We start from the raw sequence: 15,598 nt of genomic DNA on the forward strand, positions 1-15,598 counted from the left end.
CTACGGTAGTACCTGAATGACCAGGGAATCAGCCGACAACTCAGTCACCGGAGCCGTCAGCGTGGTGTCTGGGAACAGAAAATTGAGCAAGAACTGGTTCACCTTTCGGTAGCAGAGTCGGGCCTTTACGTGCAACTGACGGACGCCCGAGGGCACCGTAAACGCGTAACGGGCCTGATCGGCATAGCCCGGGAACATAGCCCGTTTATAGCGCACGCCCACCATCTCCCAGAGGTTGTGCCGGTCGATCAGGTTGCCGTAGCGGTCCACGGGCTCTGCTTTAAAGACAAAGGAGCCCGGTTCGATGAAGGCGCGGTCGTCGAGCCGTCCGCTGGCAAACACCTCCCGGCCCTGCTCGTCGGTCACCACCAGTTCAACCCATGCCTGGATGATGTCCAGCGGCCCCGTCGGGAAATCATGGCCAGCTTTGTTATTCAGCAGCGCTACTTCTATGGTGATTGACTCGCCAGACCGGACACGGGTCGGCGCCAGCACCTGGATGGGGATGACCGGTCCGTTACGCCACTTGTCAGCAATTTCTGGAATGTCGATCTCACCGCGAAGCCACTGCTCGACCAGCCGAGCCTGTTCTTTTCCGCCTGGTAGTTCCAGATGCGCCGGAATGAACTGGTTAGCACCCAGAAAACGATGGCTGCGGTGCTTGCCATCATCCGGCGAGCGGTTGTAGTCGAGCGCGTCACCCCGAGCCGGATCGAACGAATCGACCAGGGGCATATGGCATTCCCGGCACTCAATGGTCTTGGCAGGATCGCCCGGATGATTCCAGCGGCTCTTGCGCCAGTTGTCGTACTGATTCTGCAGTTGAACCCATCCAACGTTGTTGATTTCTTCATCCACAAATTGCTTGTGGCAGGCCCCGCAGAATTCCGGGCTTTTGAACATGCGGCGGCTGAGGCTCTCGACGTGATGCTTTGGATAGGAGCGGATTAAAAAATTGCTAATCCATACGCCCACCCCGCTTGTATCTCGCTCGAACAAGTAGGGCTCGGGCGCATGAATCACATAGTCTGCGTTGCCGCGCACGTCCACTTCCCGGATGGCATGACAGGTCACACACGAAACCCCTTCCTGCAGTCCGATAGGATTGGTCAGGTCATCGCGGAAAAGATTTTTCGTGCCGCTGAAAAGCGAGATCGGATCGTGGCATCCCCCACAGTAACGGGTTGATTCTGCGCCGTTTTGCGTCCCCATGACGTGCTGCACCCGACGAAACAGAGGATCTACGGCCGCATACCGGTGTGCGCTGGGCAGCCACTCCTGGTAAATCTGCTCGTGGCAGCCTGAACGCCCGCACGAGGCGGAGCCTCCCAGCATCTCAGCAGGGATAGCCTTGTTGTTTACGGTGCGCGCCAGGCTCGGCGCAAAAGGGCGGTCAGGCCCGTAGAGATAGCTATAGTCCGAAGGCAGATCCACATAGCGCACCGGCGCCCGATAGACATAAGCCAGGGCCACAACTACGCCAAACAGGCCCAGCGTCAGTCCGGTCACCGCCATCGAAAAGTGCCGCTGCGCCACCAAGACTGGCCGCATTGCTTCCCGCTTACGAGCGCGATGGTCGCGCACCATGATCCAGACCACGTGCGGCACAACGGTAACGATCAATGCGAAGGTAGCCCAGAGGTGCACCCGGCTCCATCCGTAGTGAATGCGCGTTCCCCAGAGCGCCTGTCCTGTTAGAACCAGCCCTGATACAATAGCGACCAGCGTTGCGCCCATTCCGGCATAGCCCAGTACCACGAGATGATTCCAGGGCATGCGCCGGTAAACCCACCAGTGCCGCCCCTGATACCACAGGTAAGGCACTGTGAACACCAGCCCACCTGCCGTATGCAGCAGCACGATAACCTGACTGGACACGCTAAAAGGCAACAGGTAGATGCCCAGACCACTGATCGTCTCAAACAAGAGCAAGCCGCCTACCCACCACAGCAGACGACGCTGCCATTCTTGCGCCCGAGGATGGTCCGATTGCATAGCGTGCATTTTTGTATGGCCACTCCAAAATGTATTTAATTATACTTTATCTTAAATTGGAAAGTAAGCCTCCGATCCTTTTGCGTCAAGAGCATGCAATTCGTTGAGATGTAACCTCCATGCTTTGCTTACGTAAAGCATGGCATCGCTGCCCAGAGCAACATGGTGCAACAACTCATGGGAATATCATGAAACGCGCACTCTGGCTACTGACGGGGCTGGTGCTTGTTGCCGCGCTGGCATTTTTGGTGTTTTCCTCTGACAGTGGACAGGCGGCGGAAACGGTACCGACGGTTACGGTAAGGCGGGGCGAGATTGTTGACAAGGCGCTGGCGGTTGGGACCATTGAGCCCCGCGTTGAGATCAGCATTAAGTCTCAGGTGGCCGGGGTTGTGCGTCAGTTGTTCGTAGAGGCCGGCGATTATGTGGAGGCTGGAACGCCCCTTCTGGAGATTCAGCCCAATCCCACTCCCCAGGAGCTTATTGAAGCTGAGCGGCGGCTCCAGTTGCGTGAGCTTGAAGTAGCAACGCTATATCGAGAATTTCAGCGGCAGCAGCAGCTTTTTGCGCGCAAGCTGATTTCGGAGCAGGAGTACGAGCAGGCCCGTCAGGCGTACGAAGAGGCCCAGCTCCAGCTTCAGATGGCCCGAGAGCAACTGGCCCTGTTGCGCGAAGGCCGGGTGCGCACCGAGTCGGGCCAGGTGGAGACAGTCGTTCGCGCGCCGATCAGCGGCTACATTCTGGAGAAGATGATCGAAGTGGGCGACCCGGTGGTGCCGCTTACCTCCTATCAGGAGGGTACGGTATTGATGACCATGGCAGATATGAGCGACCTGGTCTTTCGGGGCACGGTAGACGAAATCGACGTAGGCCGCCTTCAGGAGGGCATGACGGCCCAGATCAAGATCGGTGCGTTGCCGCAGGCGCAGGTAACCGGTCGCCTGTCGAAAATCTGGCTCAAAGCCCGAAAAGAAGAAAATACCACAGTTTTTCCGGTGGAAATTGAAATCATCGAGGCCGTTATGCGGGACCCGCGCGACCCGGAAGGCGCTCCTCGTCCGCTGGTACTTCGGGCCGGGTACTCGGCTAACGCAGAAATCATTATCGAAAAACGCGAAAACGTCCTTCTTATTCCGGAGCGTGTGATCACCTACAGCGGTGACACGGCGCGCGTGACAGTGGTGCTTCCGGACGGCACGACCGAAACGCGCGTCATCCAGACCGGCCTCAGCGACGCGCTGCACGTCGAAGTAGTAGCAGGACTGGAGGAAGGCATGAAGGTGCAGGAAAAACCGCTACCGCAAATTCAATGAGGCCATGCGCTGGCTGCCCACCCTGGAGCAGTTACTACACGATTTGAAGGCGCAGCGGCTGCGCACGACGCTTACGGTCCTGGGGATTACCTGGGGCACCGTGGCCGTCGTGGTGCTCCTGGCCTTTGGCGTGGGCTTTGAGCGGCAGACGCGCAAGAACATGCACGGCATGGGCGAAGGCATTGTCGTGCTCTTTGCCGGTGTAACCACCCGGCCTTTTCAGGGATACCCCGACGGCCGGCCTATTCGACTCCGCGAGGAGGATGCCTGGCTGCTTCAGCGCGAAATTCCGGCGATTGCTGCCATCAGCCCTGAATACCTGAACCGCCAGACACCGGTGCGGCGAGGCCGTGCCATCACCAATCCAGCTATTACCGGTGTTTATCCAGCGTATGGACACCTGCGCAACATCATTCCAGAGCCGGGCGGACGCTTTTTGAACGAACAGGATTTGAAGCGACGTCGCCGGGTCGTCGTGCTGGGAGATCAGGTGAAACAATTACTATTTGGCAGCGAAAATGCGGTAGGTCAGCAGATCTACATTGGTCAGACGCCCTTTCTGGTGGTGGGCGTCATGCAACCCAAAACGCAGGCCAACTCCTATTACGCACGCGACGCCGACCGCATTTTTATTCCAGCTTCGACGTTCCGCGTGCTCTTTGGCGATCGCTACGTAAACAACCTGGTCTATCGCCCCGTTGACCCGGACCTCAGTCCGCAGATAAAACGGGCCGTCTATACGACTCTGGGGCGCCGCTACCGCTTTGATCCTGCCGACGAAGACGCCCTGGGCATGTGGGATACCAACGAAGCAGACCGATTCGTCAAGTATTTCTTCCTGGGGTTCAATCTGTTCATGGGACTGATCGGCAGCTTTACGCTGACGGTGGGAGGCATTGGCGTAGCCAACATCATGTATGTGGTAGTGCAGGAGCGCACGCGGGAGATCGGCATCAAACGAGCCGTGGGTGCCCGGCGCCGGGACATCCTGGGACCGTTCTTCTTAGAAACGTTCCTGATCGTAGCGATAGGCGCATTGCTGGGATTCTTTATCGCTTACGGCCTCATCCAGATAGCAAGCGCCCTGCCGTTCCAGGAAGCAATAGGGCGCCCGGAGCTCTCTCCAGCGGTCGTTATCGTAACGGTGGGCTTGTTGCTTCTGATCGCCCTGCTGGCGGGCTACTTTCCGGCCCGTCGCGCTGCTCGCCTTGACCCTGTGGAATGCCTTCGTCACTAACGCGCTATGTGGAAAATTCTGCTTCAGGAATTCTGGCACGATCTGAAGGGGCAGCGGCTGCGCGCCTTTCTCACGTTGTTTGCCATCACCTGGGGCACCCTTTCGGTAGTGTTACTGCTGGCCTTTGGAGAGGGGTTGGGCCGCACGCTGGTTAATGGATTCCTGAACACAGGCGATCACATCTTCATGATTTACGGAGGCGAAACCAGCAAAGCGTTCGAAGGACTGCCCAAAGGGCGGCGCATTCGCCTGGTGCGGGAAGACCTAGATCTGTTGCTCCGCGCCGTGCCCGCATTGGCATCGGGCAGCGTTTCCTATGGACGCTGGGGTACCATCCTGGAGGCCGGCGACGTGCGCACTTCAACCTATATGGAAGGCGTTGACCCAGCATTTGAGCTGCTACGCCGCGCCTATCCTGTTCGGGGCGGCCGTTTCTTAAACGAGGAGGATCTGCGCCGCAAACGACGCGTCGTGTTCCTGGGCGATGAACTGGCCCGCCGACTCTTTGGCACGCAGGATCCTGTAGGTCAAACCGTCCACATCGACGGCCTCCCCTTCACCGTCGTGGGCGTCATGCAGCCCAAGCTGCAGACGACCATGCACAACGGTCCCGATGCCCTGCGGGCCATCATTCCGTCCACCACGTTTGAAGCCATCTACGGCTATCGTTACGTCGGCCATTTACTGGTGCGCCCTCGCAGCGCAGGCGAAGCAGAACGGGTCAAGCAAGAAATCTATCGCGTGCTGGGCCGCCGCTACCAGTTTGACCCCACCGATGAACGTGCGCTTGTCATTTGGGACTTTATCGAGCAGGTTCGCATCCTTAACCGCATCACCCTGGGTATTCAGATTTTCCTGGGACTGGTAGGTGGGCTGACGCTCCTCCTGGCCGGTGTAGGGGTAGCCAACATTATGTATGTATCGGTGCGCGAGCGCACGCGTGAGTTTGGCATTAAGCGGGCTCTTGGAGCCCGTCGGCGTGTCGTGCAGCTTCAAGTGATCTTCGAAGCATTGCTGATTGCGCTTGCAGGCGGCGCCATCGGTCTGTTCATTTCCTGGGCGCTGGTTGAAGCCGTGCGCCATCTTCCTGCTAAAGAAGGGGCGCTAGAATTTCTGGCCAATCCTGTTCTTTCCTTACCCATTGCTCTGCTGACCGTAGGCCTGTTGACCTTGATCGGGCTGGCAGCCGGTCTCTTCCCGGCCCGTCGCGCCGCTCGGGTCGATCCCGTTGAAGCGCTGCGCTACGAGTAAGTACTTGATTGGGATCGGCCAGAATTGCCGCTCATGTCGCCTTACGCTCCCCTTTTTCCTGCTTTAATACCGCCCAATTGTCTTTTTTAAAAATTAGGCACAGTCCTTGTTTATTTGTAATTTTAAGAAAATATCCTATTGACACCTAAGTTTATATGGTTTATATTGCCGCCAGCCTATTAAAAGCGTCACCCCTAATCACCAAAAACAAAAAATACCTATGGCACCGCCGTTGATTGCCGAGATGCCTGTAGAGACCCGCAAGCAAGCGATCCAGAAAGTATTCGAGCTGATCGAAAAGGAAGGGGCCCAGATGGTCGATATTCGTTTTGTTGACTTTCTGGGCCAGCAGCAGCACTTTTCGATCCCGGCCAACCAGTTCGAGCCTGACCATTTTGACGAAGGCGTAGGCTTTGACGGTTCGTCGATCCGGGGTTGGAAGAGCATTCACGAGTCCGACATGCTGGTCATTCCCGATCCGACGACCGCTTTTATCGATCCGTTCTTTCAGCACAAGACCGTTGTGCTCATTGGTGAAATTCATGAGCCGGGCACCTTGGAGCCCTTTCCCCGCTGCCCCCGCGGCATCGCCCGTCGCGCCGAGCAGTTCCTGAAGCAGCAGGGCATTGCCGACGTAGCCTACTTCGGTCCAGAGGCAGAGTTTTTCGTATTCGACCACGCTTCATTCGATGAAGGCCCCAACCACGCCTTCTACAAGATTGACTCGGATGAGGGGGCCTGGAACCGCGGCCGTCATGACAGCCTGGGCTACAAGCCCACGACCAAGGGCGGCTACTTCCCGGTACCGCCGACAGACTCGCTCCAGAATCTGCGGGCGGAGATGGTGCTGCACATGGAAGCTATTGGCATTCCCGTTGAGTGCCAGCACCACGAGGTGGCTTCCGGCGGCCAGTGCGAGATCGACTTTCGCTTCCAGCCGCTGCTGAAGTGCGCCGACACGCTGATGAACTACAAATACATTGTCAAAAATACGGCCTGGAAGTACGGCAAGACGGTAACGTTCATGCCCAAGCCGATCTTCGGAGACAACGGCTCGGGCATGCATACGCACATCTCGCTATGGAAGGATGAGCAGCCGCTGTTCTTCGGAGACAAGTATGCTGGCTTGAGCCAGGAGGCACTCTGGTTCATTGGGGGCATTCTGCATCACGCGCCGGCTGTCATTGCCTTTACCAATCCCACCTCGAACTCCTTCCGCCGTCTGGTACCTGGCTTTGAGGCTCCGGTGAACCTGGTCTATTCGGCTCGTAACCGTAGCGCGGCTATCCGCATTCCGGTCTACTCCAACAGCCCCAAGGCCAAGCGGATTGAAGCGCGCTTCCCGGACCCGTCCTGCAATCCGTACCTGGCCTTCTCCGCGCTGCTGCTGGCCGGGCTGGACGGCATCCGCAACCAGATTGACCCGGGGCAGCCCATCGACAAAGACATCTATCACCTGTCGCCGGAGGAACAGGCCGCCCTGCCGCAGGCGCCCAAGTCACTTGAAGAAGCGCTCGAGGCGCTTGAAAAGGACCATGAGTTCCTGCTGCAGGGAGGTGTCTTTACGGAAGACGTAATTGAGGCCTGGATTCAGTACAAGTACGACAACGAGGTGCAGCAGCTCCGGATGCGTCCGCATCCGTACGAATTCTCGCTGTACTTCGACGTGTAAGCTAAAGGGCCATCCAGGGCGAGGGAGCAGGCGCCATGGCTTGCTCCCTCGCCTTTTTTATTTACGGCACGCAAAGCACAACAAAAGAAGTCGTAATGATCGGTTTATCAATATCATACGGCTGCTCGTCTGATACCGAACGCACGTGCAACATAGGCCAGAGGCGTTCTCCGCAGGAAACAGTTTCTTCGGGAAAGAGCTTAACTTCCACCTGCCGATGAATGCCTGGCTCCAACGGCTTGCGCGCAATAACACCCGGGACTTTCGGTCGATTACCAGCATCTCGATGAATGACCAGATCGGCAGGTTCTCCCACCCCTACCTCTTCGATGATCACCGTCCGGTTAACGACCTCTTGATCTTCGACCACAATCCATCCGTCCGTTACCTCTCCTCCCTTAAAAAGGAAAAAGCGTGCTTCCACCGGCTGCTGATCCACCATAAAGGGACGATCCACCTCGGGTTCAAACTGACCAATGCGTCCAAGATCGCGGTAGAGCATTGCCGAACACCAGGCCACTTCATAATCGCCCAGGGTAAGCGCATAAGGCACCGGCAGGTTCAGCCGGATCCCCTCCGCTACAGCCGCCACACCGGCCAATTGCGGTGCTTGATCAATGCGTCGAACGACCACCCATCCATGCTCCGGCGCCACCACCTTTTTGATTTTTACCTGCTGGTTGACCAGCATCTGGTTTCCCGCCACAATCTGAGGCGTTAACACCGGCTCCTGGGCGGCATCACAACCGGTCAGTACCCCGACCAGCAGCCAGCCGACCCACTTGCAGCGCAGCGTATTCCTTCCCCTCATGGCGACGTTCATTGCATTTGAGGTTGCCGATACTGTTCTAGACGTTGCATTAGCTCGCGCAATCGACGCTCCAGCTGCTTTTTCTGCCTGTAGTGCACCGCAGCAGGCGGATACAATGAGCCCTGTCTAACACCTCGCCCGTTGAAGATCCCGGCCAGGCGGTCCAGCGCCCGACGCGTCTGCTGAAGCGAACGACGCAGCGCCTGCACGCTATCGATGCGAGCCGCGTCTGCACGGCCGCGCAACTGCTGCTCAAGCGCCTGCACTGACTCTTCTGCAGCAAAAGCCTGGCGCTGCAACGACAGCACCTCCAGCAGAAATGCTTCGCGCATGCGATAGGCCGCCTCAGAAATTGGCATTTCAGGGTCGGGCTTCACCTGCACCGTCCGTTCCTCCACATAATCGCCCGCTCGCAACACCACCCGGTAGACTCCTGGCGACACAAACGGTCCGACGGGCGTAACCGGCCGCGGCAGCTCAGGCAGCAAGCGCTCCGCATACACCAATCCTTCGCGCTGCGGCCGCGTCTCCCGATAAGGAGGCGGCTCGTGCCGCAAATCCCACACGACCCGCAAGAACTTTCCGGCTTCGCCTGGGCCGCTGAGTTGCCGCACGCGCCGACCGGCCGCGTTGTAAATGTCAATCCGAACGCTGTCCACTGGACGACTCAGATAATAGGTGATCAGCGCCCCAAAGGGACGATTCTCTCCGGCGTAAGCAGCCTGGCTCCGATACGACGTCGCCTTCCAGTAGTGGAAGAAATGAGCAGGCCGGATGGCAAACAGATGCGCAGGCTTTTCGTGAAGCGCAGGCGACCACTCAGCCAGAAATCCGATGTCATCCATGATCCAGATGCCCCGACCATGCGTCCCGATGACCAGATCCAGATCCCGAGGATGAATGATCAGGTCGCGGTAAATCGTGGTCGGCAGGTTATTGTCCAGGCGATACCAGTGTTGCCCGGCATCCAGGGAGTAGAAAAGAGCCCGTTCCGTCCCCAGAAAGAGCACATTGGGATTCAACGGATGCTCCACCAGGACATGGACCGACCCGTCCGAAGGTAAACCGTTGGTCAGGGCTTCCCAGGTATTTCCAAAATCATCCGTGCGATACACATACGGAGCAAAGTCACCCTCGTGATGACCATCCAGCGTTACGTACGCACTACCCGGACTGCGCCGCGAAGCAACGACCCGGCTGACGTAACGTCCGTAGGGTCGCCCGGGCAGATGAATGGCCGGAATGTTATGCCCCACTTCGGTCCAGGTGCGACCGCCATCGCGCGACACCTGCACATTGCCATCGTCGGTGCCCACCCACAGGATTTCCGGAGAAAGAGGCGACTCCGAAATGGTGGTAATTTCGCCAAACGAAGCCACGCCATCATGCCGGGACAGCCGAATATCCTTCCCGGGCACCCCCATCAGCTTCAACGTATCGCGGTCAATTTGCCGCGTCAGGTCCGGCGTGCGCCGCCACGTCTCTCCGCGGTCATGCGAAATAAACAGTCGATTTCCGCCCAGATAGACCGTGCGCGGATCGAAGCGCGACAGCACAACCGGAGTGATCCAATCGAAGCGATAGACTGGCTCCCCTTCGGGAGGAATTGGCCGGATATACAACATGTCCCCTGTTAACGCATCAACCCGATAGGCTTCTCCGTTTTGCTCTGAGTTGTACACGTAGCGTGGCGAGGTAGGGTCCGGTGCATGATACATCCCATCGCCAAAACCAATCTGTACCCAGTCGTCGTTAAGAATGCCAATCCAGCGACGGGTAGCCGAAGGCCCCATCCAGGAATGGTTATCCTGCGTGCCACCATAGACGTAGTAGAACGGCGTGCGCCAGTCTACACCAATGGCATAGAACTGCGCAATAACAAAGTTATTGATTTTGCGATAGGTTTCTCCCATGTCCCAGGTTTCAAACAGGCCCCCATCGCCGGCCAGAAGGAAATGCGCCGAATTGTTGGGATCGATCCAGAGCGCATGGTAGTCCGAATGAATGCCTACGTCATAGGTAGGACGCGTAGGCATCTGGAGGAAGGTACGCCCCCCATCTTCGCTCTTGTAGAAATTTACTGCCAGCAGGTAGACGCGGTCTTCGTGGTTGGGGTCAACATAGATGTGGCTGTAGTACATGGGACGCGGATTCAGGCTGTTTACCTTCTCCCAGGAAGCCCCGCCATCATGCGAGCGATAAACCCCTCCTTCCTCCGCGTGCTCAATGACGGCATACAGGACCTGCGGGTTGGAGCGCGCAATGGCCAGCCCAATACGCCCCTTATCTCCTGCCGGAATCCCGTTGGTTAGCTTCTGCCAGGTATCTCCCCCGTCTGTGGACTTGTAAATGCCACTGCCAGGCCCTCCGCCATTGAATCCCCATACTTTCCGCATCCGCTGATACATTGCTGCATAGAGCACCTGAGGATTTCGGGGATCCATCACCAGATCAACCGCACCGGTATACGCATCCACGTACAGCACCTTCTCCCAGGTGCGTCCCCCGTCCCTCGACCGGTACACCCCCCGCGCTTCACTTTCCTTCCACAGGTTGCCCAGTGCGGCTACGTACACCACCTCCGGATTTTCTGGGTGTACCACGATGCGCGCAATGTGGCGCGTTTCTTCCAGCCCGAGATGCCGCCAGGTTTTTCCTCCGTCGTCCGAGCGATAGACCCCATTCCCCCACGAAGTGCTCTGCCGATTGTTCTGCTCACCGGTGCCGGCATACAGGATATTCGGCTGGGAGGGCGCAATAGCCAGATCCCCGAAGGTACTGACTGGCTGATCATCGAAAATGGGAGTCCAGGTCGTTCCGTTGTTCGTGGTTTTCCAGAGGCCACCGGAAGCGGCTGCCACATAGATCGTAGCCGGATTGTCCGGCAGCGCTTCCACGTCATGAATACGTCCTCCAATACCAGCAGGCCCGATGTTGCGAGCAGGTATCTGGCTGAAGATGGCTGGTTGAGCTGTTGCACCCTGCGCCAGCAGGCCGAGCGTCCAGATGAGGAGTCTGAGCTTTCGCATGGCTCTGGTTGATTGGTCGGCTTGCCTTGCTACGAGAAGGGGGCCATAGCGCCTACCGGACGGCTATGGCCCCCCTGTGTCATTACCCGCCTAGCTGCGCGCTATCCACCGGCAGCAAAGGGTTGACAGTTCTGCGTCTGGTCGATGTTCGGGTTAGTCTGGCATTCACTCTGGCTGATGGGCAGGCACGAAGCCCGCGGATTGACGCCTGGATAGACGATCGTGCCCCCTTCCAGGAAGGGGTGATTCCATCGGTGCAGATCCCAGAGCCGGCGTCCCTCCAGCCAGAGCGTCAGGTGCCGCTCCCGATCCAGAATAGACCACCCGTCGTTTTCATCAGCGTTGCGCAGATCCCCTATGCCCGAGACCGTAGCCGGATCAATCGGATCCAGGCCATAGAACGTGCGCACCTCATTGATTTTGGCCAGAGCGGTAGCCAGATCACCATTGCGAAGCGCGGCTTCTGCCTCAATGAGGCGCATTTCGGTTCCTTTAACTACCGGAATATCCGCGCCTCGGTCTGCATACTTCTCCTGGCGCAGGTGCGGTGTGCTGCCATCGGCGCCCTGCGCGTTGGGGCAATCTCCCTCCCGGCAGTCGGTAAACGGCGCCCGGGGATCCGGGCTACCCCGCTCCATGGCTACGCGATGGGCCAGAGTCTGATACGCCGACATCTCATGGCGCTGGTGCGTTTCCAGAAAGATGACGTTATACTCACGGGTTGAGTTATCCGAATAGATCGCGTAGTAGACAAAGTCGGTCGGAACGCGCTGAGCGTCGGCTACGGCCTTGCTCCAATCCCCCAGTCCCATGTAGGCCTGGGCGCGTCCTCCATAGGCTGCCAGCAGAATGTCGTCGGTACCAGCCTGCTGTGCCTGGTTAATCGCTTCCGTAAAAAATTGCACCGCCCGTTCGAAGGCCGCTTCCTTGGGCTGATCGGGCCCGCCATCAAAGACCACGCGGCAGAAGTTTTCGCCAAGCACCCGGTTGGCCAGACCGGCAAACAGGTAAGCGCGAGCTACCCGTGGGTCCCCATTGAAGGCATCCCCCAGCACTTTCTGCATGCGCCGCAGGCCATCTTCTGCGACAAAGCGGGCCCGTTGGATGCCTTCCCAGTAGGCATCTGTGTCTCGATAATCAATAATGCCGTGGCGGGCGCGCGTCGAGAGGAAATAGCTGCCACTGGCTTCCATCTCGTCCGAAAGCCGCGCCACGATAAAGGCAATGTCGTCAAAGACGACCGAGAAGTCGGCCGACATGCCGACCACTACGGCATTGAGCGCCCGATCCGTGTTCAGATCTTCGTCCAGGATGCGGCCCGGGTTCTTCACCTTGAAGAGCCCTTCTTCACACCCCAGCAACGTGCCCATGCCCAGGGCTACCCCTAACGAGACCAGCAGCCATCTATAACGCGTCATGGTACCTCCTCCTTACTTTAGAATTCAGCTCTTAAGGTTACGGTGAAGGAGCGCGTAGGAGGCAGGTTATAGTATTCCTGCCGGAAGGCGGCAAAGCTCCGGCTGCCATCTTCAAACGCCTCCGGATCGATGCCCGGATAGTCCGTAATTTTCAGCAGATTCCGCCCCTTGAATTCAATGCGCATGGAGCGCAGACCGGGCGGTAGATAGCGCCGCGGCAGGCGATAGGAGACGGTCACGTGCCGCAGCTTAAAGAAGTCAGCGGGCTTGGTCCACATCCCATAGGTCGTGAAGTTCGGGTCACACAGCGCCCAGTCATAGGTGCGCAGATCAGCCGTCTGCCCGCTTTCGATCTTTTGCTGCACGTCGTAGCAAGGAGGCCAGACGCGGCGTCTCGTGTTCTGGTAGGCCACCCCGGACGACAGGACGTGTCCTCCCTGCCCCTCGCCCAGCATATCAATCGTCAGGTTACGCCAGAGCGTCAGCGTCATTGCGATTCCGAAGGTGCGCGTCGGGTAGGAAGGCCCGATATAGCGTTCTTCCATGATGGGCTCCTCCCCAATGGCATCCCCATTGATCACGACATCATGGAAGTAAGCCGGTGCCGGGTAGCCCACCCGATAGTACTGGCGCCAGCCGATGTAGATACTTTCCAGACCTCCCAGGTCCAGCACTTTGCTCAGGTTCGTGGAATAGTGTCCGCTGATCTCCCAGCGCAGATTACGCGACTGAAGCAACACCAACTGCAGTCGCGCTTCAATTCCTTTATTTTCCAGCTCGCCCACGTTGCGCAATTGCGTGTTAATCCAGCCCAGCGAGGGGATAGGCTGCACTGGAATCAGGGCATCATAAGTGCGCTGGAAGAAGTACGTAAAGTCGATCAGCACCCGGTTCTGCAGGAAGAGGCTTTCAAAGCCCAGCTCAATTTCCCGGCTGCGCTCGGGCCCCAGTTTAGGGTCACCGATATTAGCCGGTGTGACGGCTGGCTGCCCTTCGTCGCCAGAGACCGAATCCCAGGTCCGCACTGCATCGAAGGGGCCAGGCGCCCGTCCGCTTTCTCCGTAGGCTGCACGCAGGCGGAACGAGTCCCACCAGCGCCTGGGCCAGAAGTCAAGCTGAGAAGCCACAAAGGAAAGCTGCACCTTGGGATAGTAAGCCAGGCCAAAGTCTTCCCCGAAGGTGCTAAACCCATCGGCGCGCAGGCCTGCCGTTACGTAGACCAGATCGCGCCAGCCGAAACGCTGCTGGATGAAAAAGCCGCCACTGGCAACCGTCACGCGGTCTTCGTCCGCTTGCGTCTTAGCGCCGGAGCTGACCAGCTTGTCGCCGGGTCCGGCGAAGTCCTCGCCAAAGCCCCAGACGTTAATGAATGAACGGCTGAAAATCTGGCCGCCCCAGGAGGTGCTGGAAGTGATGCTTCCGGAAAGCTCTCGGTCATACGACCCCATATACTCCAGCGTCAACACCCGGGAGTTGTACTGCTCCGCCTCCCGATTGCCCAGCGGCCGGAAGAAGAAGCCCCAGGGTCGTTCTTCCTGATAGTCCTGCGACACAAAATCTAACCCGGCCGTCAGGCGATGAAGCATTGTCGGGGTCGGCGTCCAGTTCACCGTTACGCCTGTCAGGAAGTGATGGTTAGTCGTAAAGAGCTTCATCTCCAGCACCTTGCTGTCGTCATGGTCGGGCGTGTAATCGCGCGGCCCGCGCATGACGTTCAGCAACAGCCCTTCCGCGTTGTTGCCATCCGGGACCCAGCGCGTCCGCCGATAGGTATAGGCGCTGTTAAAGCGGATGTTTAGCTTGGGCGAAGGCGAAAATCCAAAGTTACCTCGTATGGTGTACATCTGGCTGCGCTGCGGATCGATCACGCCATTTTCGATGTTGAGCCGGCTTGAGAAGAAATAGGTCAGCAGATTCGATCCACCCTGCACACTGAGACTATAATCCTGGATATGACCATTGCGCAGCCAGTCCCCATCTTCTGGACAGCCCGGGAATTCCGTGCAGTCGTTCATCCAGAGGCCTTTCGGATCCTCTTTGGGACCGATGTGTCCCAGGTTGTGAAAGCCTTGCGTGATGGAAAGACGCCAGACGGGTCGTCCCTGCGCCCCACGCTTCGTGAAGATCTGAATGACCCCACCGGCTGCTTCGGTACCGTACAACGTAGCCGCGGCTGCTCCTTTAACAATCTCTACGCGCTCAATATCTTCGGGATTGAGATCGTTCAGCGGGGAGGCCGCCTGGTTCATTTCGGGGTCTCCCGGATAGTAGAGATTGACCCGCACCCCATCGATGTAAATGATCGGATCATTGCTAATGAGCGAGTTATTCCCCCGGAGGCGAATGGTTGCACCGGCCCCGACCTGGCCGGAGTTTTCCATGACCGTAATACCCGGGGCCTTTCCCTGAATCAGATCGCCAAAGTCCGAAATCGCCACGCGTTCCAGTTGCGTGGCCGTAATCTGCTCCAGCGTGTTGCCAATTTCCCGGCGTCGGGCCAGCCCACCTGTCCCCGTTACCACCACCTCCTCCAGCTCCAGCATGGCCGGCTCCAGCGCAAAATCCTGCACCACCACCTCGCCCGCCCGAACCTCCACGCGGACTTGCTCAATTTGATAGCCCACAAAACGGGCTTCCAGCGTGTACGTCCCGGGCGGCACGTTAGGAATGGTGTACCGGCCGTCTACGTCGGTCGCCGCTCCGGTATTCAGCTCCTGCAGCACAATGTTCACACCGGGGAGCACTTCACCGGTGGTTGCATCCGTTACCGTCCCGCGAATCGTTCCGGTCTGGGCCCACACCACCGTCGGCCACACCAACCAGAAGACGCTGAGTCGCAGTAGCCGCTGAATCATGGCTCTTTACCGTTAGG

Annotated in this window: 9 protein-coding genes; 4 read left to right on the forward strand and 5 right to left on the reverse strand. The window is 58.2% G+C overall.

What is annotated here, in order from left to right; all coding sequences use genetic code 11:
* Positions 1-1,995 carry a multiheme c-type cytochrome gene (locus BUA15_RS06250; RefSeq protein ID WP_072715112.1) on the reverse strand — a complete coding sequence of 665 codons (1,995 nt, stop codon included), beginning with the start codon at positions 1,993-1,995 and terminating at the stop codon, positions 1-3.
* Positions 1,996-2,183: 188 nt separating this feature from the next.
* Here BUA15_RS06250 and BUA15_RS06255 point away from each other — a divergent pair, with 188 nt between their 5' ends.
* The 4 genes from BUA15_RS06255 (at position 2,184) to glnA (ending at position 7,468) form a co-directional block, all read left to right on the forward strand.
* Complete coding sequence (locus tag BUA15_RS06255) at positions 2,184-3,308, forward strand: efflux RND transporter periplasmic adaptor subunit (RefSeq protein ID WP_072715113.1); 1,125 nt, start codon at positions 2,184-2,186, stop codon at positions 3,306-3,308.
* A 4-nt stretch (positions 3,309-3,312) separates the two neighbouring features.
* Positions 3,313-4,545 (forward strand): ABC transporter permease, encoded by a 1,233-nt coding sequence (locus tag BUA15_RS06260; protein ID WP_072715114.1) that lies wholly within the window; start codon positions 3,313-3,315, stop codon positions 4,543-4,545.
* Between the two features lie 6 nt (positions 4,546-4,551).
* Complete coding sequence (locus BUA15_RS06265) at positions 4,552-5,796, forward strand: ABC transporter permease (protein ID WP_072715115.1); 1,245 nt, start codon at positions 4,552-4,554, stop codon at positions 5,794-5,796.
* A 220-nt stretch (positions 5,797-6,016) separates the two neighbouring features.
* A complete protein-coding gene (gene glnA / locus BUA15_RS06270) occupies positions 6,017-7,468 on the forward strand; it encodes a type I glutamate--ammonia ligase (RefSeq protein WP_072715116.1) in 1,452 nt (483 codons plus the stop codon).
* 61 nt (positions 7,469-7,529) lie between these two features.
* On the opposite strand, the gene BUA15_RS06275 is transcribed toward glnA, so the two are convergent.
* From BUA15_RS06275 to BUA15_RS06290, 4 genes are all read right to left on the reverse strand, one after another.
* The gene (locus tag BUA15_RS06275) at positions 7,530-8,279 is read right to left on the reverse strand and encodes a DUF7282 domain-containing protein (protein ID WP_143149576.1); all 750 of its coding nucleotides are present in this window, start codon (positions 8,277-8,279) and stop codon (positions 7,530-7,532) included.
* Between the two features lie 8 nt (positions 8,280-8,287).
* Complete coding sequence (locus BUA15_RS06280; protein WP_072715118.1) at positions 8,288-11,308, reverse strand: VPS10 domain-containing protein; 3,021 nt, start codon at positions 11,306-11,308, stop codon at positions 8,288-8,290.
* A gap of 101 nt (positions 11,309-11,409) precedes the next feature.
* Positions 11,410-12,726: a RagB/SusD family nutrient uptake outer membrane protein gene (locus tag BUA15_RS06285; RefSeq protein ID WP_072715119.1), complete on the reverse strand. Its 1,317-nt coding sequence runs from the start codon at positions 12,724-12,726 to the stop codon at positions 11,410-11,412.
* Positions 12,727-12,743: 17 nt separating this feature from the next.
* Positions 12,744-15,581 (reverse strand): TonB-dependent receptor domain-containing protein, encoded by a 2,838-nt coding sequence (locus BUA15_RS06290; RefSeq protein ID WP_072715120.1) that lies wholly within the window; start codon positions 15,579-15,581, stop codon positions 12,744-12,746.
* Positions 15,582-15,598: the final 17 nt, after the last annotated feature.

The organism is Rhodothermus profundi, assembly GCF_900142415.1.
GTDB classification, from domain to species: Bacteria; Bacteroidota; Rhodothermia; order Rhodothermales; family Rhodothermaceae; genus Rhodothermus; species Rhodothermus profundi.

Coding starts and splice junctions, on each gene's coding strand:
- BUA15_RS06250 (WP_072715112.1), bottom strand. CDS start 1,995: ATGCAATCGGACCATCCTCGGGCGCAAGAATGGCAGCGTCGTCTGCTG.
- BUA15_RS06255 (WP_072715113.1), top strand. CDS start 2,184: ATGAAACGCGCACTCTGGCTACTGACGGGGCTGGTGCTTGTTGCCGCG.
- BUA15_RS06260 (WP_072715114.1), top strand. CDS start 3,313: ATGCGCTGGCTGCCCACCCTGGAGCAGTTACTACACGATTTGAAGGCG.
- BUA15_RS06265 (WP_072715115.1), top strand. CDS start 4,552: ATGTGGAAAATTCTGCTTCAGGAATTCTGGCACGATCTGAAGGGGCAG.
- glnA (WP_072715116.1), top strand. CDS start 6,017: ATGGCACCGCCGTTGATTGCCGAGATGCCTGTAGAGACCCGCAAGCAA.
- BUA15_RS06275 (WP_143149576.1), bottom strand. CDS start 8,279: ATGAGGGGAAGGAATACGCTGCGCTGCAAGTGGGTCGGCTGGCTGCTG.
- BUA15_RS06280 (WP_072715118.1), bottom strand. CDS start 11,308: ATGCGAAAGCTCAGACTCCTCATCTGGACGCTCGGCCTGCTGGCGCAG.
- BUA15_RS06285 (WP_072715119.1), bottom strand. CDS start 12,726: ATGACGCGTTATAGATGGCTGCTGGTCTCGTTAGGGGTAGCCCTGGGC.
- BUA15_RS06290 (WP_072715120.1), bottom strand. CDS start 15,581: ATGATTCAGCGGCTACTGCGACTCAGCGTCTTCTGGTTGGTGTGGCCG.